Raw genomic sequence first — 24,349 nt, forward strand, 5'->3', positions numbered from 1 at the left:
TCCATAACTCGGTAAAATGGATGAAACATGTCAAAATGTTTCATGTGCAAATTGTTATTTCAATATAACTATTTCTTGTTTTTTTTGTGCTGCATTCTAATTTGGAGGAGTTATGTCAGCTAAAAAAAGTTTTTGGGTAGGACTGCCGATGCAGATGATGTACGGCTTGGTCCTCGGTGTCATTGTGGGGAGCATCGTCTCGAGTGAATTCGCGACGACATATCTCCAGCCGCTCGGCCAGCTGTTCATTCGTTTAATCCGTATGGTGGTCGTTCCCTTGGTTGTTGCAACCCTGATCGCAGGTTCTGCCGGTTTGGGCAACGCCAGTAAGATCGGTTCCATCGCTGTTAAAACGATTCTGTTCTTTGCGGTCACTACAGCGATTGCAGTGACGATCGGCTTGATTGTCGCAAATATCATGACTCCGGGCGTAGGTCTCACCATTTCCGTTGAGGGTCTCAAAGCTAAAGCTGCGGCTGCCCCTGCTCTTTCTCAAGTCCTTCTTGAAATCGTCCCGATTAACCCGATCGATGCCTTTGCAAAGGGCAACATGCTTCAGGTTATTTTCTTCTCGATCTTCTTCGGCTTCTGTGTCTCTCTCATGGGTGACAGCGCCAAGATGCTGACAGACTTCTTCCAGAAAGTCGGCGATGTCATGATCCGCATGACCAATTACATCATGCTCTACGCTCCGATCGGTGTTTTCGGTTTGATCGCCTATACAGTTACACGCCATGGCCTTGCGGTTCTGCTTCCGCTTGGCAAACTGATCCTTACAGCGTTCATCGCTACAGTGATTTTCGTCGTTGTGACATATCTTCCGCTGGTCAAGGTTATCGGCCTCAAGATTTCCACTTTCCTGAAAGGCGCGTTCGAGCCCTGGCTCATCGGCTTTACAACCTGCTCTTCGGCTGCCGCGCTCGCGGTTAACCTTGAAAGCGCAAGAAAGATGGGCGCTTCCAGAGCGATCGCCTCTTTTGCGATTCCGCTCGGAAATACCATCAACATGAACGGTACTTCCATCTACATGGGTGTCACTGCGGTCTTTGCTGCTGAAGTTTTCGGCATCGACCTTACACTCACACAGCAGTTCGAAATCGTTCTCATGGGCGTTCTTGCTGCCGTCGGTACAGCCGGTGTTCCGGGTGCCGGTCTTATCATGACAACACTGGTCTTCACAGAGGTCGGTATTCCTCTGGAAGCTGTCGCTCTGATTGCCGGTATCGACCGTATCCTCGACATGATCCGTACATCTGTAAATATTCTTGGTGACAACCTCACAGCTCTGGTTGTTTCTAAGTCTGAAGGCGTTCTTGGAAAAGAAAAGATGGACGAAGATACACAGATCTAATCTGCTGACTTCCTAGTTGTTAGAAAAACCGGGTCCATGCCCGGTTTTTCTTTGCTCTATATGAACAAAACGCTCTGCATCTCATTTGGGATTTTGTTATGCTTTTCTCGTAGAACTGAGAAGGATAATTATGTTTCCGACCTTTTGGAGCCAGCTGGACAGCTATATTGAAAGCGGCCTGTATTACTTGGCGTCAACCTTTAATCTGACCGGCTTTTTTGCCGAACATAGAGACACGATCGACGACGGGCTTTCTATCATTTACGCTCTTCTAGACGCGATATTTGATATCGTTCCAAATCTGGTTTTCGGATTCTTCTATTAAAAGTAAAGCCGCTTCAGAGCGGCTTTATTGTTAATTAGAGTCCGAGTTTCTTAAGCAGTGCCTCTACATGCCCTTTGGCTTTTACGCCTCGCATTTCATCAATAAGCACTCCCTCTTCATTAATCACAAATGTGCTTCTTTCAATACCTAAGTACTTTCTTCCATACATGCTCTTCATTTTGAGCACGCCGTATTCCGTACAGACTTTTGAGTCGGTATCGCTTAAGAGCGGAAATGTTAACGATTTCTTTTCTCTGAAATTCGCATGGCTCTTCAAACTGTCACGCGAAATACCTAAAATAACAAAATCAGCGCCCTGAAAAGTCTTTAGTGCTGCTTCGAAGTCCATGGCTTCAAGACTGCAGCCTGACGTATTGTCTTTGGGATAGAAGTAGAGAACAATCTTTTTTCCAAGGAAGTCAGACAGTTTTACTTCTCCTCCCAAGTCGCTTGGAAGACGAAAGTCTGGCGCCTTTTCGCCGAGGACAGCTTTGCATTCGGAAGGATCAATTTCCGTTGCGGTGTTGTTGGTCATGTGACACATCTTTGTACAGTTATTGATTTGAAAATATTTTGAATTTTATCGGAGAAGCATATTTTTTGCTGAAACTGGAATTTTCAAGTTGGTCTTCCGAAATAGGTTTTTCATCGACCGATCGAATAAAAACGTTCTGCCCATCAAGAACAAAACTGACGACTCCGCCCACTTTTGTACCTACGGCTTTGATAATTTCTTCAGGAATGGCGACTCTGCCCGATTCAGTGATTTGAACCGAAACGGAATTAAGATAAGCTGTCATGGGTTCCCCACTGTATTGTCGGTTTTGATTTTAGTTTTTTTTTGAGATTTATTTAAGTTTTATTAGTCTCATTTTGAGCTTTAGAGGCTAAAAAAATGCCCCGAGTATGATCGAGGCAGAGATTGTTTTAGTTAGAACTATTCCGGGCGTTTATCCATAGGACCATTAATTTTTTCCGTGGCCGCGGGAACGATCGGTTCTGTTTTCGATGCACTCGAGAAAAATCCTTTTTTCGGTTCAACCTTAGGTCCTTCTTTCTTCGATTCTTTTGCGATCTTCGGTGCCGCTTCAACCGGGTTGCGGAAAGCGTTAAGGAAGAGAATCAGACTCAGAACTGCCGCAAGGCCGCACAAACCGATCATTATGTACCATTGCGGGAATGAGTACTTGATATTCAGGATCGTGAGAGGAGTTTTTTCCGGATTGAAGAACCAAATGGATCCGGACAGAGTTGCCCAGAAAATAAGATTAAAACCGAAGACCCAGCGGGATGCAGGCCCCCTTCCTTTGACGCAGCAAACGGCAAACCCCAGGAAGAACAGCATCGCGGTAATAATGGCGTTTTCAACCTGAAGGAAGCCGGACCATCCGGTGTTCAGCGGTACATACTCGGATTCCTGCTCATGATTCGAAGCAATCGGAGCGGCTTCGGTCGGCACTGCAGTTTCTGTGCCGGCGGAAGATTCCGTCTGTTCGGATTTAGTTTCTTCCGAAGCCTGAGGCTCAGCGGCGGCAGTGTTTTTGGTCACGGTATTTTCAGTGGTCGGAATCGCCTGCTCCTTAGGTTCACTCACGGCAGACTGAACTGCGGCCGGTGCTGCTTTCTTTCTGAATATTGCAAAACGGTCTTTTTCGCTCGGCGCTTTCTTCTCTATAGCGACGATCATGTTCTCGGGTTCGAACACCGTTTCGCCTCTGGTATAGAGGAAATATCCGAAAAACGCGTGCAGCATCATCGCGATGAAACAGACTAATGCGAGAATAATCTTCATAAAATGAGTCCCTTGTAACAATATGCAAAGATTAGCACAGCATCCGACGAACGTTGCTTGTGATTCACTAAATTGAACTTAGCTTGGGAAGCAACTTACGAGTGACAAAACCTCTACAATGATCCTATTTATATTGGGGAGCCAGCCATGGACATTAAAAAAGACAATCAAATGTATATGACAATCGCTCATATCGCTTCTGAACGCAGTTACGCTAAGCGTCTCAAAGTCGGCTGTGTGATTGTGAAAAATCATTCGATCATTTCTTTCGGGTGGAATGGTATGCCGACCGGGTATGACAACTGCTGTGAATATGAAGTCGACGGAAAACTGGTCACTCGTCCCGAGGTTCAGCATGCCGAACTGAACGCGATTGCAAAACTTGCGCAGAATGGTTACTCCTCCAACGGAGCTTCAATATTTATTACTCGTTCCCCCTGCATCCACTGTGCGCTCCTCATTCAAAAGTGCGGCATCACAGAGGTTTACTACCATGAGAAGTATCGTGACGACTCCGGTATTGAATTTCTTAAAAAGGCGGGCATTAAGGTTGAGCAGTTATAAAAGACCTTACTTCACATATCTAAAAAAATAGACTTGGAGGTCAATCCAAGTCTATTGCTTTTTTCCGAACTCCGACAACGTATCTCGAAGCCGACCGTTCGGGAAAAGGTCAGGCTCACACCTGACGCTTTTAACTCTTACTTCATTGCTCTTTTAACAGCATCAATACCGCTGTTGATCATGTCATTGAACTGGCCGGCGGTAATACCGGTATACTTTTCTTTAGTCTTTTGAACGGCAACATTAATGATGTCGCGCAGCTCGCCTTCAGTCAGACTGGAATATTTTTCCTTTGTCTTTTCGACGGCAGCATTAATCAGATCGTTGAGTTCGCCTTCTGTAACATCGCTTTCTTTGTCAATTGCACGCGGATCCTGAACATATTTGCCAACAGCGTTTTCAACGAGGTTAGATAAACCTTCGACTCCTTCTCCGCTCTTAGCTAGATATGCCATAGCTGCGTCATTGAGTTCCTCAGAAACTGTCACACTCCATTCAGCTTTTCCCATTTCGATCACTCCTTATGTTTAATCTTTTATCGGGACCTCTCTCGTCCCTTTGCAGGTAATATACTAAGGGAAAACACTAGTATTTAATCCATTTTGAAACCAAAAAGGGCACGGAGCTGAATTCCGTGCCCTTCCGAGTCTTTTGCTGAAATCCGGATTATTCCAAGTATTGAGTGAGATTTAAAATCTTAGCCAGTTCTTCAACATTGTCAGCGGTTCCGAGCGATGCGTACCGCTTCAGTTTGTCGGCAGGGCTTGCCCCGTAAGTCATAGCCACCGAATCCGCTTTAGCGTTTGACGCCATCTGCATATCTAAAACCGAGTCTCCGATCATGACCATATCTGTGGTTTCGAGGCCCGTTTCATCTGCAAGCGAATGCAGCATCATAGGGTTCGGTTTAGAAAAATTAGTATCCGCTGTCTGGACCGCTTCAAACAAATCACCGACACCTGTGATTTTGAAGACGCGTTCGACACCCGCCCTGCTTTTACCTGTCGCAATGGCAAGACGCCTTCCATCCTTATGCATATTGGTAAGCAGTTTGCGGAACCCGGGCACTAAGTCGAGCTGAGACTCCTGCTTCGCGTACCAATCCATATAGGCTTTAGTAAATTCGGCATAGCGTCCGGGCGGGCAATCTGCGCAGCAGATGCCGATGGAGTCCGAGCGATTCAGACCGATGGTCGAAAGAACCAGTTCGTCCGAAGGCTTGGGATAACCAAGTTCCACACTTGCGTGCTGATAGCCCTTCATGATTAGAGACGTTGTGTCCATCAGCGTTCCGTCCCAATCAAATACAAACAGTTGCCAGTCTTTATTTGCCATTTAGCTCACCAGTACGTCGTACTGTTCCTGCTGATATTCATGCTCAACGCTGAGCGTGATCGGTTTTTGAATTGCGTCGCCAAGCAGCGCCAGCGCTTCGCTTTCTTCATCCAGGAATAAATCAATAACGGCTTGATTTGCAAGGATTCTAAATTCTCTGGCACCGTCAAACTGATGGTGTTCGCGCAGCACTTCCCGAAGAATTTCATAGCAGACGGTACGCGCGGTTTTAATTTCGCCTCTTCCGCCGCATGTCGGACAGGTCTCACAAAGGACATGCGCCAGTGACTCACGTGTTCTCTTGCGGGTGATCTGCACCAGACCTAATGAAGTAAATTCCGATATGGAGATGCGGTTGCGGTCATTCAGTACGGCTTTGCGCAGTTCAGCGAGAACGCCGTCTTCATGATCTTTAGACTCCATGTCGATAAAGTCGACGATAATGATTCCGCCCAAGTTTCTCAGTCTCAGCTGCCGCGCAATGGCATGTGTCGCTTCGAGGTTTGTTTTGTAGATGGTGTCTGAGAAGTCACGTCTTCCGACAAATGCTCCAGTGTTGACGTCGATTGTCGTCATGGCTTCAGTCTGATCAATAATAAGATAGCCGCCGGACTTCAGATCCACCCTTCTGCTGAGCGCAGCTTCCATTTCTTTTTCCAGGTTGTACTGGTCAAAGAGCGGGCGTTCCCCTTCGTAAAGCTCCAATACTCCGCAGGCTTCCGGAACAAACTTTTGTCCGAAGTTCATTAAATCATTGAAAACAGATCTGCTGTCGACGATGATTTTGGAGGTTTTTTCTGTGAACAGGTCGCGAAGGACTTTCTGCTCAATGGACACATCGCAGTACAGCAGTGCCGGAGAATCCATGACGTGTGTTTTGTGTTCGATGTTCTGCCAGAGTTTCTCCAGGTATTTCATATCGTTTAAGAAATCTTCCTGGTGGGCATCTTCGCCGCTGGTTCGAACGATATAGCCGCCTTCTTTTGTGCCGCAGCTCTGTGACAGCAGTTCAATCTCTTCTTTGAGACGCTCTCTTTCTGCACCGTCTTCGATTTTTTGGCTGACACCGATATGCGAGGTGTACGGTAGATAAACGAGAAGTCTGCCCGCGAGACTGATTTCCGTTGTCAGACGAGCGCCCTTAGTTCCGATCGGGTCTTTGGAGACTTGGACCAGAACGACTTGTCCGTCATGAAGCAGTTTCTCAATCGGGATGTTGCCGCCGTTCGCCTGATGTGACTGGCGCATATCGCCGACATGAAGAAAGCCTGCTCGCGGAAGGCCGATTTCCACGAACGCCGACTGCATGCCCGGCAGAACTTTGTCGACGATTCCGAGGTAGATGTTGCCTACCAGGGAAGCTTCGGCATTTCTTTCAATGCGCAGTTCCTGAATCACTCCGTCCTCCATAACAGCGACGCGTGATTCATGCAGCGCATTATTAATTAGTATTTCCTGCATATTTATCCTTTTTTTTTGATATTAAAGATTTTAATCTTTGAGGCTCAAAATTGATAAGCAGTCAACATAAAAAGAAGATACTGTTGGATAATTGAACTGCTATGGATTTTGGAGATCGGCTTGTTCAAGTTTTTTTCTGCCGCAAAAGATGACAACACTGCAGCCTCTTTTTCAGAGGACGAAGCCCGAGATTTGATTTGGGCAAAAGCTCTGGAAGAAAAAGCGCTGAAGAGTCAGGACGCCGACAATTCTGCGTTTAGAGAGATCACGTCTCAGACTGCGCATGAACTCGGCGAAGGAGCCTCCTACTCCAAGTTTCTGGATGTTCGGGCCGGACATGTGATTGAGTTCATCAAGACAAAAATCGGAAAAGCCGCGAATGAGCCGAAACTGATTCCGTTTAGACCGTTCTTTTGGGGACTCGCCGTAGTTATGTTTGTGGGCGGAGTGCTGACAAACGAATTTTCGGTGACCGGAAACAAGATCAACCTTCTCTATCCGCCGCTCTTAGGCGTCATTCTCTGGAATATTTTTATTTACTGTGTGCTTTTTGCGAATTTTCTTCTAAATCGAGGCAAAAAAACTTTCATGGGAATCGGAATTCGCAGAGCGCTTGGCAGTCTTCTTCAGAAAATTCAGACTCGTGGTGCCGGACACGATTCGGCGCTTTCCGCGTTCTATCAGGAATGGCTCGTCATGCAGGGTCCGCTTCTTAAAACGCGGGTTGCGGAGATGTTCCATTTCGCGGCGTTTGCTTTTGGACTCGGCTTAATCGCCTCCATCGGTATTCACGGCTGGGGCACTGAGTACACCGTCGGCTGGGAAAGTACCTGGCTTGCGGATAAACCTGCTTTTGTCGCTGCTGTGATTAAACTGTTTTACGGTCTGGTTCCGTTTAATTCTGAGCTTTTTTCCTCTCTGACTCCGGAGGCTGCGGCTCTGATGAATTTTTCTGCAGGCCGAGGCGTCAATGCGTCTCCCTGGCTTCTGCAGATGTTTTATGTTTTATCCGCAGTTGTTTTGATTCCGAGAGTTTTGCTTACGATTTACTCCTCTTTGAAGGCCGGACTTCTGCGCAGACACTTTTCTATTAATCTAGAGAGTCCTTATTATTCAAATATTCTTCGCCAGTGGAAAGGCAAAACTATGCTGATTCAAGTTATTCCGTTCTCTTATCCTTTAAACGTCTCTGTGAAGCAAGGCATTGAGCATCTTGCTCAGTCGCTTCATCCTGAGAACTCGAAGATTGTTTTCTCAGAGGCCGCGCATGAGGATACGAAACTTCCGGATTTAGGCGGAGCTGAACAAACGGAAGCGCTAGCCGTTTTTGCGATGACTTCCACGCCTGAAGCGGAGGTTCAGGGTAAATTTATTCAGGAATTAAAGAAGAAATCTCAGGCGGCTTCCGCTTTTATGCGAATTATCGTGGACACGTCCGGTTTTGAGGCAAGGTTTGCCAACACGCCGCAGAGAATCCGAGAAAGAAAGAAAAATTGGTCAGATTTTCTGGATAAATACGGCGTTAGCTTTGCCTTTGTGAATTTAACGAATGCCGACATTAACGAAGCTGTCAAGCAGTTTGAGCAAATTTAAAAGGAATATTGATGAGTACGGATCTTCAGAAAATTAACTTATCTTTAGTCAGTCATACCAATGTCGGCAAGACCACTTTAGCCCGAACACTGCTCGGTCGGGACATCGGCGAAGTCGGAGATAGGTCTCACGTCACAACGGAACCCGAGGATTATGTTCTGCTTCGCGCGCCGGATGATTCTCAGCTGATTCTCTGGGACACACCGGGATTTGGCGACAGTGTTCGCTTGGCCAATCGTCTGAAAGGAAGAAGCAATCCGATCGGCTGGTTCACCAGTGAAATTTGGGATCGTCTGACAGATCGTTCTCTTTGGCTGAATCAGCAGGCGATCAAGCATGTACGCGACATCTCCAACGTTATTCTGTACCTCGTAAACGCGAGTGAATCTCCGGAAGCGGTTCCCTATGTGAAATCCGAAATGGAAATTCTTTCCTGGATTAATAAGCCCGTTATTGTTCTGCTGAACCAGATGGGCGAAGTTCGTCCACCGGAGCAGGAAAAAGCGGAAGTTCAGGTATGGAAAGACTTCCTCAGCAGCTATCCTTTCGTTAAGGAAGTCATGCCTCTGGATGCCTTTGCGCGCTGCTGGGTTCAGGAGTATGAACTTTGGAAGCAGATTGAAAACTGTTTGCCTGACAATGAAAAAGCGGCTTTTGCTTCTCTTCATACCACCTGGGTGCGTCAGAAGACGGCGGTCTACTCTTCTTCGATTGATGCGATGGCGGCCTATCTCGTCAAAGTCACCAACGATAAGGAACTGCTTCAGAGTCAGTCTCTGATTGATCGACTGCGCGCGATCGGCCGTACCTTTGGTTTTATCAAAAAAGATATTAATGGCGCCATGAAGGACGCCCAGGTTTCTCTGTCTACGAGGGCCGCGGACGGCCTTTGCAGTCTGACGCAGAAACTGATTGAAATTAACGGACTTGAAGGCAAAGGTACAACGAACGAAATTCTCAGAAGAGTTCGTGAAGGCTGGGAAACTCAGGAATCCGTCGATCCGAAAGCGAGTGCCTTGATCGGTGCAGTCGCGGGCGGAGCCATGACCGGTCTTGCAGCGGATATTGCGACCGGAGGACTTTCGCTTGGACTTGGCGCGCTTGGCGGCGCAATTGTGGGCGCGGTTGGCGGAGCTGGAGTCGCAGCCGCATATAACATTAAGAAAGGTTCCAAAGAAAACATTATTACCTGGAGTCCGGAAGCAACGAAAGGTTTTGTGATTGAAACGGTACTGCTCTACTTAGCCGTCGCTCATTTCGGCAGAGGCCGAGGCGAATGGGAATCGAGCGAATGTCCGGCCTTCTGGAAGGATCTTACTCAAAAAGTACTTGACGAGCAGAAAGTCGATTTTAAAGAGATCAAAGAGAAAGCTCAGAACGCGGATCAGCTTCGCGGCGAATACAGCCGAATTCTGAATGCGGTGCTGAAGGAAATTTTTAAAGATCTTTACAACGTTTCCATTTAATTAACCCGTTACGGTCCGATTTGAGCTCCGCTTTTGCGGAGCCGGGGTATCTTGTTTTTATTTAAATTTATATTGACAGTGGGTAAAGTGTTTAGTTTTTATTATTTCATAATGTGAAATCTCCTTTCAAAAGTCAATGCGCACGGGACTTTCCGAAGACTGTACGTTCGCATCAGATTTTTGAAAATATTAATGATTAGAATGTATGAAACGATTTAACTAAACCTTTAAGAACGCTCAACAGCAAAGGAAAAATATGACGGACAAGAAAGATCAGCTCCGCGGCGTAGATCGCTTAAGAAACCCGTGGATGAACAAAGGCAGCACCTTTACAGAAGAAGAAAGAGATAAATACGGTTTGAGAGGTCTTCTTCCTCCGAGAGTTTGCTCCTTTGACGAGCAGGTTGAAAGACTGACCGACATCATCGGTTCTTACAAAGCTCCGATCAACAAGTATCAAGTACTTGAAGGTGTTCACGCAAGCGACGAGTCTCTGTACTTTGAACTTCTGGTTCGCAACATTGATGAGTATCTTCCGATTGTTTACACACCGACCGTCGGCGAAGCCTGTCAGAAATTCAGTCATATTTTCCGCTATGCCCGCGGTCTCTATGTTTCCGCAGAGGACAAAGGTCGAGTTCGTCAGTTAGTCGCCAATGTTCCGCATCAGGATGTTGACATTATTGTTGTGACGGATGGTCAGAGAATTTTAGGTCTTGGTGACCTGGGTGTTAACGGTATGGGTATTCCTATCGGAAAACTGGCCCTCTACACTGCCTGCGCCGGTGTCAATCCGCAGAAAGCCCTTCCCGTCTGTATTGACGTTGGTACCAATAATGAAGAGCTGCTTGCCGATCCGCTTTACATGGGTCTTCGTCAGCACCGCGTCACCGGTCCGGCCTATGATGAACTGATTGCTGAATTTATTGCTGCCGTTCGCGAACGCTGGCCCCATGTTGTGATTCAGTTTGAAGACTTCCACAACAGTCATGCTTATGACCTTCTGGACTACTGGAAGGATCGCATCCCCTGCTTCAACGATGACATTCAGGGTACAGCTTCTGTAGTTGTTACCGGTATGTTCTCCGCGATGCGTGCTCTTAAGCAGAAGCTTTCAGATCAGAGAATTCTGTTCTTAGGCGCAGGTTCTGCCGCCACCGGTATTGCTCATCTGATAGCCGACGCAATGGTTGAAGAAGGTGATACACGTGAAGAAGCTCTTGCCAGAATTCGTCTCTTTGACTCCAAGGGTTTAGTGACTAAGAAGCGTGAAGCTGCGATTTCGTCCGCAAAGATGCCGTTTGCCGGAGAGGACGAACCGGCCGTTTCTTTCCTTGAAGCGGTCAAGGAAGTCAAGCCGACCGCGATCATTGGTGTTTCCGCTCAGGGCGGCGCCTTCACAGAAGAAGTGCTGCGTGAGATGGCAAAACTGAACGATCGTCCGATTATTTTTGCGCTGTCCAACCCGACATCCAAAGCGGAATGTACCGCTGAAGAAGCCTACCGCTACACTGACGGCCGTTGCTTATTTGCCTGCGGTTCTCCGTTCAAACCGGTAGAAATCAACGGTAAGACTTTTGTGCCGCGTCAGGGTAACAACCACTATGTATTCCCGGGCATCGGACTTGGCTGCATCTTTACAAAATGCACTCGCATTCCGAACGAAGTCTTCCTGGTCGGTGCGAAGACATTAGCTGATTTAGTCAGCGAAGCCGATCTGGAACGCGGTTCTCTCTATCCGCCGCTGACAGAAGTTCGTTCGATTGCTGCCGAAATCGGCGCAGCTGTTGCCGAGTACCTCTTTGACAAAGGCCTGGCAACGGTTGAACGTCCTGCCGATCTGAAGAAAGCGGTTCGTGATTTCATGTGGAATCCGAAGAATCCGCACTTCATTGCAGAGTAATTTTTAAAAAGCCGGCGCTAACCCAGAGCGCCGGTTTTAAAAACAACGGGTATTAAAGTTAAAGAGAATTAGCCGGAAATTTCTGGCTTTTTTCATTTTTACGGTATTAATAAATCTCAGCTGATCCTTAAATTTAAAGGGGGATATAAGAAATTTAAATTGTGCCCTATTGTCTCAAATTACAGTCGAATGATTCGAGCGCTTCAGAGAAATTAAAACCACTGATTAAGTTTCTCATCTAATGTTTGTAGACAGTGAGTCTTTAAATTTATCAAATAGTTACAATTTGACTCTTGTTCACTCTAATTTAATTGATGCCTCTTTCGGGCTTATTTTTAGAAATATTTTTTTGTGCGACTGTCTAACATTTAAAAACTCAAGAAATATTTCGCATATTAATTTACTCTTCCGTATTGTGAAAAATCTTCTGATCAACGGCAAACCTTTCTATCGGTGTTGCTGAAGCATTGAAATACTTTTGTGCTAGTTCGGCAGTTGAAAATTGGTGCTTCTAAAACCAGTCTTAATATTTTGGCTGTGTTCAGTGAGAGCGCAACAGTCCCAGCTCAAGTTTTAGGAAATAAAAAAGGGAGCGATCGGCTCCCTATTCTGGAATTTTATTTTTCGGTTTGTGACCTCGCCTCTTCTCTGACGAAGTAAGAAATTCTCCACTTGAAAATGACACATGCCATTCTCAGTGCAACAATGAAGAACATACCGAGCCAAAGGGAAATGTCAACAGAAACTTTAAGTTCCAAAAGCAGGATGTAGAACCAGCATCCGATAAAACCGACAACCGCATAAGGCTGGCGGTCAGCAACTACTCCTGGCATTTGGTTCAGGAAAACATCTCGCATCAAACCGCCGAAGACACCGGTGATACATCCGATGATGACAGAAGACAACCATGGAACTCCGGCTGCTAAAGAAAGAGAGGTTCCGGAAATACAGAAAATACCGAGACCGATCGCATCCGCAAAAATGTACCAATCATGTGCAGTCTTCCGTTTCTGGAAAAAGCGATAGATGTAAGGCGCTAGGAAACATATAATGAAACAAGCGACTACGTAAAGTTCGTGGTCAATCCAGTAGAACGGCCGACGGTCAATTAAGATGTCACGAAGAAGACCACCGCCGAAAGCTGTGGAAAAAGCGACAATAAAAACACCCACCGGGTCAATTCTTCTTTTCATTCCTTCGAAGACACCGGACAGCGCAAAAGCAACGATTCCGACAAAGTCAAAGACCGGAATAAGCGCATTGAGCGCTTTAATATCGATTTCCATATTAGTTCTTCACGTAAAAATTTACGCACGAATTTAATCTATATTTACTCTAAATGCACTAAGTAAAAACCATGGCATTTCATTGAATTTACTAATAAAAATGATGGGTTTTGTAAAAATTAACGTAGCTTGCTATTCAACACGAAAATTTACGTTCGTTGATATTTTGGTGGGTATCGGACGGCTAATATTTGAAAATTATTAAGCCGGAAGACGGCATTTTTACCAGGTTTGGTAGTGCTTCTTGGCCATGAATTATGTCGTTTAAGCTCATATAAATAATTTATATAAATCAGCTAATTACCTGATCGGTTGTAAATATATTTTTTTTCTCCCGATAGGGCCTTATGCGGTCGAAATCTTAGATTTTTGAATAGAATTAAATAAACAGAGCTAAATTCATTTTAAAACAATGAGATATTAATCATTACATTTAGCTAGCTACGAGACGATAAAAATTAACTTTTTTAGAAATCAGTCGATAAAGTATTCAACTTGATGTAAAAAAAAATAAGGAGCGTTTTATCTCCTTATTTTCTTGATAAATCAACAGTTAAGGTCTAACTTTACCGACATATCTGCCGGAACTGTCATAAACGCTGCCGTTGTCTTTTATCTGACCTTTGTATCTGCCCTGAGAATCATAGGCTCTTCCGTCTTCGGTCATTTTTCCTTTATATCTTCCCTGATTGTCGTAGACTCTGCCGTTATCCATTTTTCCAGTGTAGCGGCCTTGAGAGTCATACGCTCTTCCGTTCTGGTCAACCTTTCCTTGGTATCTTCCATTACTGTCATAGATTCGACCACTGTCATCCATCTTCCCTTGGTATCTTCCATGAGAATCATAAAAACGTTCAGCTGAAAGACTCGTACCCATTATGATGAAAAGTGACATTAGGGAGACAAAAAATAAAAATGCCCATTTTTTCATATGTTCTCCAAGTTCCTTGCTCTAATTTAATAATAGTTTTTCGATACCTTTAAAGTCGTAAGATGAAAACCTATACATCGTCCTATATAAACGATTTTCTTAAAGGCCGTGCGGCTCATTTTGAGTATCCTTCGCCATAGACATTGTACCCCTCTAAAACGCCCCCCAAAAGTTACATGTTAACTAGTGTGTCTTTATTTGAATCAAGATATAATTTCTTAATACGCAGAGAATATTAAATATTTTTCCCATCTAACCTTAGATTATTAAACTTAGTTTCCAAGAGAGTAATCATGGATATTCTTATCAAACCATCCCAGCTGGAAGAAAGTGCAAAAATCGGTGCGGCCATTAGACATACTATTCACGAGGAGCCGGAACTCGGACTTTATCTTCCTAAAACTCAGGAAAAAATTGTGAAAGCTCTGGAATCATTCGGAGTTAAGAACTTTTCTACTTTTGTCGGCGGTAATGATGTTACAGGTGTGGTCGCTGTGATAGAAGGTAATCGTCCTGGAAGAACGATCGGACTTCGTGCGGATTCTGACGCTTTGCCTCTTGATGAAAAAACATGCGCTCAATGGCAGAGCAAATCAGAAATGAAAATGCATGCCTGTGGTCATGACGGTCACGTGGCCACCCTGCTCACGTTGGTTCACTACCTGAATCAGCATCGGGATTTTTCCGGAAAAATTGTCGCGGTTTTCCAACCGGGCGAAGAAGGCTATGCCGGCGCAAAATATATGCTTGAAGACGGACTCGTCGAGAAATTTGGAATTGAAGAATTTTATGCACTTCACTGCGAACCGACTGTTGATGTCGGTAAAGTCGGATTTATTTCCGGTTACGCTACTGCGAATGCAGATGTCTTCAAAATTAAATTTACCGGAAAAGGCGGACACGGTTCACGCCCTCATTTGACTAAAGATCCCCTGATCGCTGCATGTCAATGTGTTCTTTCACTTCAGACGATTGTTGCAAGAAATGTGGATCCGAGTAAATCCGCAGTTGTTTCCGTCGGATGTGTTTCTGCCGGAGAACCTTCCGGCTCCAGTGTTGTTCCGGATCATGCTTACATTGTCGGAACCTGCCGCTCTTTCGAACCTGAAGTTCAGGACACTCTGATTAATAGAATGCAGCAGGTCGTTGACGGAACCGCTCAGGTTTTTTGTATGGAGGGGGAATTGGAATATAAGAAACTCTACCCTGCCATGTTTAATAATCCGAAGAATGTTGCCGAAGCCAGAAGACTCGCTGAAGAAGTTCTTGGGAAAGACAATGTTGTGACCAAAGAAAGAACAATGGGCGGTGAAGACTTTTCATTTATGCTTCTCGCAAAACCCGGTTGTTTGTTCCGACTCGGTATGAAAGATGAAACTCATTCGGCTTCCGTCCATAATCCTTATTTTGATTTCAACGATAAGGCCATTGCTACCGGTGCTGCCACTCTGCTTTCCATTGCTTTGAACAGAGCCGCCGGTCAGCCGTTGTAATTTTTTCAAAGCTAAAAAGAGCATCGGTAATTCCGGTGCTTTTTTATTACACATAGTCATATGAATGTCATAAATAAAATATAAAATGAAATTATTAAAGAAATATAAAGGAGGGTCATATGAGAATTCTTCTTCCGATTGATGGAAGTATCTATAGCGATAGAGCAATTGAATATATCTGTAATAGAAGCGCACTCAGAGAAAAAACAAATACTCTTTATCTTCTGAATGTCCAGAAAAAGGTTCCGGCTAAGGCTGCTCAGATAATCGAAAAAAATGAACTAGAAGAAATTCTCGACGATGCTGCAAAAGAAGTACTTCGTCCTGCAAAGAAAGCACTTGAAGCTGCCGGTTATAAAGTAAAGACTAAAGTTGCATACGGTAAGGCGACAAATCGCATCGTTGAGTATGCAAAAGAAATCAAAGCGAATTTAATCGTTATGGGCTCGCACGGGCACACACCGGTAAAAAATGTTCTTTTTGGATCAAAGACATCCGCTGTGATTGCAAGCTGTAAGATTCCGATGCTGGTGATTCGTCATAAATTCAAAGATGAACCCGGAGCGATGCAGGTCGGCGTCTGCCTCGACGGATCGGAATACTCTCAGTCGGTAATGAATTATATTATCGATAACTTACCCCTCTTTGGAAAAGAACCGACTTTCCATCTGGTGAATGTCGTGACTCCGTACAGCGGAATTTTGATGCCCGGTGTTTCAGCGTTTGGCGGACCTGCAATGACGGCAAAAGAATTTGAGTCTGAGCAGCGCAGTCCTTTTGTGGATGCAGCTAAGCCCTTCTACAATAAATTGAGATCCGAGGGATACAATGTTGTGATTGCTGAACTTAAAGGAGATCCGTCAGAAGAAATTTCCAAGTATGCCGATGAGAAAAAACTCGGACTTCTGGTCATGGGTACGCATGGCGGCGGAATGATTCGAATCATGATGGTCGGATCGACAACAATGCGTGTTGCATGTATGACAGATCTTCCGATTCTGCTGATTCACAAAGAGAGTGTGTCTAAAAAATCAAAAATGGATAAAAAGTAAATCTACACGAACTTTTAGGAAATAAAATTTAAGGCCGCATTTGTTTGCGGCCTTAAATTTATTTCGATAAATCAGAGATCTAAAAGTCTTTCTTCGCCACAGTAAATATTGGCCCTACCTTCTCGGCAGAAAGCGCAAAGTGTCAGTCCGCATTCTTTAGCCAGCGATAAAGCGCGATTTGTCGGAGCCGAAACCGCAAATAAAATTTCCACGCCGCAGACTGCCGCTTTCTGAACCATTTCATAGGAAGCGCGTGAACTCATGAAAATCACACACTCCTTCCAGCCCAATTTTGCGCGTAAGCCAAGTAGTTTGTCCATTGCAACATGCCGACCAACATCTTCCGCTCCTCCGAGAAAATTTCCCTCGCAGTCGAACGCCATCATGGCATGAGTGCTTCCGGTTTTTGCTCCGATTTTCTGAACTTCACGGAATTTTTCCATGGCGCTTGAGTAGTGGCTCATACGAAAATATGCGGAATGCGCGAGTTTTTCGACCGGCAGATTGACGGCTTCTAAACTTTCAACACCGCATATGCCGCATCCGGTTCTTCCAACCATGGAACGGCGATGGTCTTTAAGTTTAAAAAAGCAGCGCGGAGAGATTTCAAGATCCACGATATAGCCGCATGAGCACCCCTCATGAACGGAAATATCATAGATATGAGAAATATCCGGAATAATCTTCTCGGATAGAGAAAATCCAATCGCGAACTCCTCGAGCATGTCGGGACTCGCCATCATGACAACATGAGAAATACCGTTGTAAACCAAAGAGATAGGAACCTCTTCCGCAACGTGATCTTCTTCGCGTTTGCCGCTGGGCCAGCGGATAATCGGAACGGGCCGGCTCGGCGGAACAAGTACTGTTTCTTCCGGATCGGCTTCGTTCATTGTTGGTTCATTTGACATGTACTGTTTTCTTTTTTCGCCAAAAAAGGTTCAGCCCCTTCAGCGGATAGTTGTTTAACGACAAAGACAATGTTACCGAGAACTCTCCAGTCTCCGCTAGGCTGAATATACAAATTTGAGCGCTCTTTTGGCGTCTCTCCGTCATTGACAAAGCAGCGGATGGAGTAGCCGTTTGCTGTGTGAACGACGACCAAATCTCCCTGTTTCGGCTTTTGTGTGCGGTCGACGATAAGCAGGTCTCCGGCTTCGATGCCTTTTTCCTTCATTTCATCGTCATCGGCGATGCAGAACACCGTCTCTTCCGGGTTTTTAATGAGGCAGCTCGATATCGGATCCCGCTCGTCGGATTTGAAATAGTTACCGACGGAAGTCAGGCTGGCAAGACTTTCCGGATTCGGGATGACAGCGCATTTATCAGGAGATTTAATGATCTGCTCTCTTATCCAGGAAGAGCCTCCAAGCTTATGAAGCTTGGCAATGAGCGGCGCAGTCAGAACCACAGTGGTTACTTTCGCCGCCCCAGCATATGGTCCGGGTTTTCTGCCGGATCCGGCTCTTTTACCGCCCCAACCGTTCTTTGTCGTCTTGGCTGTACTTTCATTTTTCATGGCTGTGGTCCTCCGAGCATCAGCTCATGATTAATGATAGTGATTTATTCGAACAAATGCTAATTTGTCTTCTTGTTTTGGACACGAGCGCAGGAAATTGCCTCTAAATTCTGGTAAACATCCACGAGAAGCCGAGTATCAATCATTGCGCCATGATACTTTCTACAGGTTCTGTCGATATTGAAACGATCCAGAAGGGCGTCAAGTGAGTTTTTCCGCCCCGGGAATAAGGATCGGGCCATCTTTACCGTGCATTTCAGGGAGCAGTCGGCTTCGGATAATGTCGGGAAGCCGTTCCTTTTCAATTCGGCATCAAGCATTGAGGAATCAAATGCCATATTGTGGGCGTACAGCTCCGCGCCCTCCAGAAAAAGGATGAGATCGCGTCCTATTTCTCTAAATGTCGGTTTATCCGCGAGAAATTTATTGTCCAACCCGTGAATTTTGCGGACGAACCAAGGTACATCTCTCTGCGGATTGATATAGGCGTGGTAATTTGCCACCTCCTTGAGGTGTTCATCAACTTCGATGCAGCAGACCTCCACAATGCGGTCGCTGTACTTATTCATGCCTGTGGTTTCAGTATCTAAAAAGATTCTGCGGCGGCGGTTTACTCCGCCCTTATTCTCCAAATCCATACGGAGCTGGCCGTCCTTTACTGTTTCTGTTGTCATTATTCCGGCTGTTTTAACCCTTCGATAACCGCACACTTTCCATTTTCATGATCATCATGATGGCAATGCGCATGCAGTTTTTCGAGCTGCTGTTTGAGTTTAAGAAGTTCTTCGATTTTCTGGTCTATTGCTGTGAGATGATTCTCAATAATATTGTGCGCCTTAGAAAGCTCTTCACTTTTTGGAGAGTAAAGCTGCGAAACCAACAGTCTGATCTCCTCAAGCGAGATATCGAGCGCGCGGCAATGACGGATGAATGTCACTTGTTCTAAATGCTTATCGTTATAAATTCGATAGTTAGAAGAAGTGCGGGCCGGTTTCGGGAGGATTCCCTTTGCCTCATAAAACCGGATAGTTTCGACGGTACAACCGCTTAAATTGGCTAATTCACTTATCCGCATAAATACCTATAAAAAATCACTTGACTCTAAAGTAAGTTCAGGGTTTTTAATATGCGTATGTTATCAAATTGATGGATAAAAAAAATGCCTCTAACAAACAATGACAAAAATCCGGCACAGAGTCTGAGTGAAAGCAGTTCACTTCAGAACGAGGCGGAGGAAGCGACTCAATCCTCCATCGCGCATGACCACGAAAAGGTACATGACCACTGCTGCTGCGGTCACGATCATGAGCACGCTGAAAAGGAACATCATCACTGCTGCTGCGGACATGATCATGAGCACGCCGAAAAGGAACATGACCACTGCTGCTGCGGTCACGATAATGAGCACGCTGAAAAGGAACATGATCACTGCTGCTGCGGTCACGATCACGGGCAGGCAAAAAAAGAACATGACCACTGCTGCTGCGGCCACAACCACGAGCACGCCGAAAAAGCGCATGATCACTGCCGCGGCCATGATCATGGCGGACATGATCACGGTCACTGCGGCTGCGGACATGACCACTCTCATGTCGAAAACAGTATGGATACCGACTGGGATGTCTCAGGCGTCACTCCGGATCAATACCGCCTCCTTTTCTCTGTACTCGGCGGTCTGGCCGGCGTTAAGGATGTCGGCCTCAATCCGGACGGCCTCAGAATTATCCATACGCCGGAAGCGCTGCCCTCAATCGAAAAAGCATTCCAGGCAAACGGTCTTAAACTGAAGCGAAACGTCGATCAGACAAAAGAGACCTCTCAGATTCATATCGCTCAAATGGATTGCCCGACGGAAGAAGGCTTAATTCGACAAAAATTGGGCAAAATGAAGGGCGTCGGCGGTCTCCAGTTCAATCTGATGAACCGTGTTCTGACGGTTTCTTATCCACCCGGAACTCTGCCGGAAATTCTAGCGGCCATTAGATCTTTGGACTACACGCCCGAAGTGATTGACGGGAAAAAGACCCAGGCTCTGTCTGAATTTAAACCGACTCAGATTCCCTGGTGGAGATATATTCTTGCTATCGTGGTCGCTGCCGGCTCCGAAGTATCGGAACTTCTCGGCGTAAACGAATACCTGACGCTCGCACTCGCCATTATCGCGATCGTTATGGTGGGACTCGGGACCTACAAGAAAGGCATTATCGCCATCCGAAATTTCAACTTCAATATGAACGCCCTGATGTCCGTGGCGGTCACCGGCGCTCTTATCATCGGTTCTTGGCCGGAAGCCGCTATGGTTATGGTGCTTTTCGAATTGTCTGAAGCGATCGAACAGCTCTCTCTGGATAAGGCTAGAGGCGCAATCCGCTCGCTCCTTTCCTTAGCGCCTCAGACCGCAAACGTCCTGAAAAACGGTAAGGTTGTTGAAATTCCGGCTAATGAAGTCAAGGTCGGAGACGAGCTGCGCGTCATGCCCGGTGAGCGTCTTGCCGTGGACGGCGTCGTCGTCAAAGGATCAACCTCCATCGACCAGTCCCCGATTACGGGCGAAAGTATGCCGGTTGAAAAGAACCCGGGCGATCAGGTTTTTGCGGGCACGATCAATAAGAACGGAGAAATTCTCTACAGAGCGGAATCTTCTGTGGCGGATTCTATGCCTTCGCGCATTATCTCTGCCATCGAGTCGGCTCAAAGCTCAAGAGCTCCGACACAGCGCTTTGTCGATAAATTCGCCAAAATCTATACACCAACCGTTTTCGTTATTGCGCTGTTCTGCGCGATTGTGCCCCCGCTTTTCTTCCAGCAGGGTTGGCTCGAGTGGATCTATAAGGGGCTCACGCTGCTTGTGATCGCCTGCCCCTGCGCTTTGGTGATTTCAACCCCGGTCACCATTGTTTCCGGTCTTGCCGCAGCCGCCAGACGCGGCATCCTGATCAAGGGCGGTGTCTACCTCGAAAAAGGCAGAACCCTGAAGAGCGTCGCCTTCGATAAAACCGGTACGCTTACCAAAGGCAAACCTTCGGTTCTGGTTTATGAGACCGCAGATCTGAATGCGGATTCAGCAGTAATTCTTAAACTAGCTGCGGCGCTTGCTTACCGCAACGATCATCCGGTCAGCAAGGCGGTGGCGGAACTTGCGGCTTCCAAGGCGATTCCGCGTGAGGATGTCTCCGAAGTACACGGTTTCTTCGCGGTCCCCGGACAGGGGGTTGTCGGAGAAATCGACGGCACGGAATATTACCTCGGCAACATTAAAGGACTCGATCGCTATCTGCTTCAAAGCCAGATGGTCCGTGATAAGGTCTCTGTGCTCGCAAACAACGGATGCTCTCCTCTGATCCTTGCCTCTTCTAAGAAAGTACTGGCCTATTTCGGCGTCGCCGATTCGATTAAGGAAACTTCGCCTGAAGCGCTGAAGAGCCTTAAGGAGCTTGGTATTAAGACAATCATGCTGACCGGAGATAACGATAAAGCGGCTAAAGCGGTTGGCAGCAAGGTCGGAGTGGACCGTGTCAAGGGAAATCTTCTTCCGGAAGAAAAACAGCAGCTTGTCCAGCAGATTGCTAAGAAAGAGCCTGTCGGTATGGTCGGCGACGGTATTAATGACGCTCCTGCCCTGGCCCGAGCCGACATCGGCTTCGCAATGGGCGCCGCCGGTACCGATACCGCGATCGAAACTGCGGACGTCGCACTGATGGACGACGATCTGCGCAAACTGCCGGAATTTATCCGTCTTTCCAAACGGACCTACGCTCTGCTGATGCAGAACATCGCTATCGCGCTCGGCATTAAGTTTGTATTCTTTATCCTGACGCTTGTCGGAATCGGAACAATGTGGATGGCGGTATTTGCCGATACCGGAACTTGTCTGATTGTTGTCGCTAACGGAATGAGAATGCTTCGCTGGCGCGGTTAACCGCCCATAGGCGCACATAAGGCCGCCAATTTGGCGGCCTTTTGCTTAGACGGAAATCAATCAGAGTTCGCCGATACGCGCCATTCTGATCTGATTGCGGATCCAGGAGGAGCCGCCAAGCAGCTTGAGCTTGTCCTTTTCTTCCTGTCTTAAAAGAATTGTCGTTCTGACAAGCGGTTTGTCATCGAGCGCCGGACGGCCTCTTTTGGCAATTGCCCACTGCAGAGATAAAGAGCTTTCCAAGTCTCCTTTGTTCTCCTCTTCTCTGTGGAGGAAAGCCGCCAATCGAAGAATGTCGTCTTTCAGCTGAACCAGAGCGTCTTTGAAGTTCTCATTTTCTTTGGTTGTGTTGGAGGGAACATCGATCGGGAAAATTTCTTTCTCAGTTACCTTGGCGGATCCGAAGCAGCCGGCCTGTGTAAAGAAATAGGCATAGTAGAAACGGTCCTCACCGATATAGTCATTGTCATTGCGGCGAAGTTCGACTCGGACGTCGACGATGTTTTTCTTGAGCGTTACAGTCATGATGTGAACCTCCTTACGTGTTCAGTCAGTAATTTGATATGTACATAATAATATTGTCCATATTAAAATGAAATAGATATGTATTTAAATAACGTATTTAAATGTAAATTTAGTACTTATTCCGTGCGCACGATTTCAGCAGTGAAAGAGAAAAGTATTTAGAATTCACGGGTTAAAGGATAAACCGAGCATATTGAATGGCACAGTTGACAGCGGCACCGATGGAAGGTTTGACCGGTGCGGTATACCGAAAGCTTCATCACCGATTTTTTGGCGGTGCGGATGCCTATTACATTCCCTTTGTAACGCCGACCGTAGAGCCGAAATTTACCGATCGGCAGTTAAGGGAGCTGGCACCTGAAGTCAACAGTGGTATTCCGGTGGTTCCCCAGCTCCTTTCCAATCGCTCGGCGGACTTCATTTGGGCTGCTAAAGCGCTCGGCGAGATGGGCTACTCTGAAGTCAATCTCAACCTCGGCTGCCCCGCAGGCACAGTTGTCGCTAAGGGCAAAGGCAGCGGTTTTCTGAAAGATCTTTACGGATTGGAAAAATTTCTGGATGAGGTCTTTAGCGCCGATATCCCTGTGCCGATTTCCATTAAAACCCGCCTCGGCTGGTCAGATACCGCTGAATTTGAAGATATTCTGAAGCTCTACCGAAAGTATCCGCTCTCGGAACTGATTGTTCATATGCGTCTCAAGACCGATCAATACAAAGGAGACGCGCGGACTCAGGTGCTTTTAAACGCGCTTGACGAGATTCCCTTCCCGCTCGGTGTGAACGGCGATTTGGTTACAGAGGCGGATTTAAAACAAGCCGATGAACGCTTTAGACATCCGCATCAGCTGATGGTGGGAAGAGCGCTTATGGCCGATCCCGCCCTCTTTCGTAAATTTAAAGGAGGAAAGCCCGCCTCAGCTGAAGAAATTCGACAATTCTCCAAAGCCCTTTATGACGGCTACACAGAAGCCTTCGGCAGCCGCAAAAACGCAATGATGAGAATGAAGGAATATTGGTTCTTCCAATCCTGTCTCTTCGAAGAGAATCCTTCAGCCTTTAAGCGGATATTCAAAAGCCGCGAAGAAGCGGACTTCAGCGCGGCTTTGGATGAAATTATGAGCGGCGGCCTCCTCAGAGACGCCAGATTCGGCTGGAAGAAGCCTCTTTAGAATGTTAGAGCTTTCTGAACAAATTCTTCAAAGAGCTTGACGTTCTTCGGTTCAACCAGAGTGTCAAGGATCTCGCCCTTGCGCAGGACGATTAAAGTCGGAATGTGACGGACTTTAAATTTGCTGTTTAATCCGGCTTCTTTATCAAAGTCGCAGTGAGCAAACTGAAGCTTGTCGCTGTATTTTTCAGCAAATTCCATAAACATCGGCAGAATGCGGCGGCAGTCAATGCACCAGGGCGCGCCGATGGCCAGAAGAACGGTCTTCGGACAGTTCACCACTGTTTCGTCATAATTGGCTTCAGTCACGTCAACGATAAATTTAGAGTCACTCATTTGGATTCCTTAGAAAATCATCATTAAAAAATTAATGAGGAAAACGTTCGACACGTTCAGCATTATAAGTCCAACAATGGAAAGTTGTCATTTCCTGAAATCGGTTGACTACTTGATGTTGTTAAACCTAGTTAAAGTTTACTGTTTAAAGAGTAATCCCTGAAATTAGTTTACCTCTTGTTGATCTTATTCCTGCTTTCGGTTGCCAGGAGGTGTTGCCTACTGGCAACCGAAAGCAGGAATAAACAAATTTTACTTCACTATCTAGCTCTTAGATACTCCTCCCTACGTGATCTCCAATGCTTCTTTAACTCCCCTCTTAAAGCTGCT

Annotated in this window: 23 protein-coding genes and 1 pseudogene; 10 read left to right on the plus strand and 14 right to left on the minus strand. The window is 46.3% G+C overall.

Annotated elements, in window-relative coordinates; translation table 11 throughout:
* Positions 1-112: 112 nt before the first annotated feature.
* The gene (locus tag NFR90_RS02770; protein ID WP_251450506.1) at positions 113-1,351 is read left to right on the plus strand and encodes a dicarboxylate/amino acid:cation symporter; all 1,239 of its coding nucleotides are present in this window, start codon (positions 113-115) and stop codon (positions 1,349-1,351) included.
* A 130-nt stretch (positions 1,352-1,481) separates the two neighbouring features.
* On the plus strand, positions 1,482-1,676 hold the full coding sequence (locus NFR90_RS02775) for a hypothetical protein (RefSeq protein ID WP_251450508.1): 195 nt from the start codon (positions 1,482-1,484) through the stop codon (positions 1,674-1,676).
* Between the two features lie 34 nt (positions 1,677-1,710).
* Here the strand turns inward: NFR90_RS02775 and NFR90_RS02780 are convergent, their stop codons facing one another.
* The 3 genes from NFR90_RS02780 to NFR90_RS02790 form a co-directional block, all read right to left on the minus strand.
* A complete protein-coding gene (locus tag NFR90_RS02780; protein WP_251450510.1) occupies positions 1,711-2,211 on the minus strand; it encodes a peroxiredoxin in 501 nt (166 codons plus the stop codon).
* Positions 2,212-2,230: 19 nt separating this feature from the next.
* On the minus strand, positions 2,231-2,476 hold the full coding sequence (locus NFR90_RS02785) for an AbrB/MazE/SpoVT family DNA-binding domain-containing protein (RefSeq protein WP_251450512.1): 246 nt from the start codon (positions 2,474-2,476) through the stop codon (positions 2,231-2,233).
* A 137-nt stretch (positions 2,477-2,613) separates the two neighbouring features.
* Complete coding sequence (locus tag NFR90_RS02790) at positions 2,614-3,468, minus strand: hypothetical protein (protein ID WP_251450514.1); 855 nt, start codon at positions 3,466-3,468, stop codon at positions 2,614-2,616.
* Between the two features lie 147 nt (positions 3,469-3,615).
* On the opposite strand from NFR90_RS02790, the gene NFR90_RS02795 reads away from it, so the two are divergent.
* Positions 3,616-4,032 carry a deoxycytidylate deaminase gene (locus NFR90_RS02795; RefSeq protein WP_160334491.1) on the plus strand — a complete coding sequence of 139 codons (417 nt, stop codon included), beginning with the start codon at positions 3,616-3,618 and terminating at the stop codon, positions 4,030-4,032.
* Between the two features lie 137 nt (positions 4,033-4,169).
* Here the strand turns inward: NFR90_RS02795 and NFR90_RS02800 are convergent, their stop codons facing one another.
* The 3 genes from NFR90_RS02800 to rng form a co-directional block, all read right to left on the minus strand.
* A complete protein-coding gene (locus NFR90_RS02800) occupies positions 4,170-4,541 on the minus strand; it encodes a ribbon-helix-helix domain-containing protein (protein WP_160334492.1) in 372 nt (123 codons plus the stop codon).
* Positions 4,542-4,698: 157 nt separating this feature from the next.
* A complete protein-coding gene (locus NFR90_RS02805) occupies positions 4,699-5,367 on the minus strand; it encodes an HAD family hydrolase (protein WP_251450516.1) in 669 nt (222 codons plus the stop codon).
* On the minus strand, positions 5,368-6,828 hold the full coding sequence (rng, locus tag NFR90_RS02810; RefSeq protein WP_251450523.1) for a ribonuclease G: 1,461 nt from the start codon (positions 6,826-6,828) through the stop codon (positions 5,368-5,370).
* A 120-nt stretch (positions 6,829-6,948) separates the two neighbouring features.
* Between rng and NFR90_RS02815 the strand changes: the two genes are divergently transcribed.
* The 3 genes and pseudogenes from NFR90_RS02815 to NFR90_RS02825 form a co-directional block, all read left to right on the plus strand.
* A complete protein-coding gene (locus tag NFR90_RS02815; protein WP_251450525.1) occupies positions 6,949-8,421 on the plus strand; it encodes a DUF2868 domain-containing protein in 1,473 nt (490 codons plus the stop codon).
* 11 nt (positions 8,422-8,432) lie between these two features.
* Positions 8,433-9,887 (plus strand): GTPase domain-containing protein, encoded by a 1,455-nt coding sequence (locus tag NFR90_RS02820; protein ID WP_251450527.1) that lies wholly within the window; start codon positions 8,433-8,435, stop codon positions 9,885-9,887.
* Between the two features lie 253 nt (positions 9,888-10,140).
* Positions 10,141-11,790: pseudogene (locus NFR90_RS02825) on the plus strand (NAD-dependent malic enzyme); the annotation flags it as partial.
* A 617-nt stretch (positions 11,791-12,407) separates the two neighbouring features.
* On the opposite strand, the gene NFR90_RS02830 reads toward NFR90_RS02825, so the two are convergent.
* Positions 12,408-13,076, minus strand: coding sequence for a trimeric intracellular cation channel family protein (locus NFR90_RS02830; protein ID WP_251450531.1), 669 nt, complete (start codon positions 13,074-13,076; stop codon positions 12,408-12,410).
* Between the two features lie 553 nt (positions 13,077-13,629).
* Complete coding sequence (locus NFR90_RS02835; RefSeq protein ID WP_160334499.1) at positions 13,630-14,007, minus strand: 5-fold beta-flower protein; 378 nt, start codon at positions 14,005-14,007, stop codon at positions 13,630-13,632.
* Between the two features lie 293 nt (positions 14,008-14,300).
* Between NFR90_RS02835 and NFR90_RS02840 the strand changes: the two genes are divergently transcribed.
* A complete protein-coding gene (locus NFR90_RS02840; protein ID WP_251450533.1) occupies positions 14,301-15,500 on the plus strand; it encodes a M20 metallopeptidase family protein in 1,200 nt (399 codons plus the stop codon).
* 119 nt (positions 15,501-15,619) lie between these two features.
* A complete protein-coding gene (locus NFR90_RS02845; RefSeq protein WP_251450535.1) occupies positions 15,620-16,552 on the plus strand; it encodes a universal stress protein in 933 nt (310 codons plus the stop codon).
* Positions 16,553-16,623: 71 nt separating this feature from the next.
* Here the strand turns inward: NFR90_RS02845 and fdhD are convergent, their stop codons facing one another.
* Genes fdhD through NFR90_RS02865 form a run of 4 tightly spaced genes read right to left on the minus strand, consistent with a single transcriptional unit; the run spans position 16,624 to position 19,146 of the window.
* Positions 16,624-17,463: a formate dehydrogenase accessory sulfurtransferase FdhD gene (fdhD, locus tag NFR90_RS02850; RefSeq protein ID WP_251450537.1), complete on the minus strand. Its 840-nt coding sequence runs from the start codon at positions 17,461-17,463 to the stop codon at positions 16,624-16,626.
* A complete protein-coding gene (locus NFR90_RS02855) occupies positions 17,442-18,071 on the minus strand; it encodes a LexA family protein (RefSeq protein WP_251450539.1) in 630 nt (209 codons plus the stop codon). The genes fdhD and NFR90_RS02855 overlap by 22 nt, the downstream gene beginning before the upstream one ends.
* Positions 18,072-18,130: 59 nt before the next feature.
* Positions 18,131-18,745, minus strand: coding sequence for an exonuclease domain-containing protein (locus tag NFR90_RS02860; protein ID WP_251450541.1), 615 nt, complete (start codon positions 18,743-18,745; stop codon positions 18,131-18,133).
* Positions 18,745-19,146, minus strand: coding sequence for a MerR family transcriptional regulator (locus tag NFR90_RS02865; RefSeq protein WP_160334504.1), 402 nt, complete (start codon positions 19,144-19,146; stop codon positions 18,745-18,747). The genes NFR90_RS02860 and NFR90_RS02865 overlap by 1 nt, the downstream gene beginning before the upstream one ends.
* Positions 19,147-19,674: 528 nt before the next feature.
* Between NFR90_RS02865 and NFR90_RS02870 the strand changes: the two genes are divergently transcribed.
* Positions 19,675-21,990: a heavy metal translocating P-type ATPase gene (locus tag NFR90_RS02870; protein WP_370267228.1), complete on the plus strand. Its 2,316-nt coding sequence runs from the start codon at positions 19,675-19,677 to the stop codon at positions 21,988-21,990.
* A gap of 60 nt (positions 21,991-22,050) precedes the next feature.
* On the opposite strand, the gene NFR90_RS02875 is transcribed toward NFR90_RS02870, so the two are convergent.
* The gene (locus NFR90_RS02875; protein WP_160334505.1) at positions 22,051-22,515 is read right to left on the minus strand and encodes a hypothetical protein; all 465 of its coding nucleotides are present in this window, start codon (positions 22,513-22,515) and stop codon (positions 22,051-22,053) included.
* Between the two features lie 197 nt (positions 22,516-22,712).
* Here NFR90_RS02875 and NFR90_RS02880 point away from each other — a divergent pair, with 197 nt between their 5' ends.
* Positions 22,713-23,684 carry a tRNA dihydrouridine synthase gene (locus tag NFR90_RS02880; protein ID WP_251450545.1) on the plus strand — a complete coding sequence of 324 codons (972 nt, stop codon included), beginning with the start codon at positions 22,713-22,715 and terminating at the stop codon, positions 23,682-23,684.
* Here the strand turns inward: NFR90_RS02880 and NFR90_RS02885 are convergent.
* A complete protein-coding gene (locus NFR90_RS02885) occupies positions 23,681-24,019 on the minus strand; it encodes a thioredoxin family protein (protein WP_251450547.1) in 339 nt (112 codons plus the stop codon). The two genes, NFR90_RS02880 and NFR90_RS02885, sit on opposite strands and share 4 nt — an antisense overlap.
* Positions 24,020-24,349: the final 330 nt, after the last annotated feature.

It is taken from the genome of Parasutterella muris (genome assembly GCF_943193095.1).
GTDB lineage: Bacteria > Pseudomonadota > Gammaproteobacteria > Burkholderiales > Burkholderiaceae_F > Parasutterella > Parasutterella muris.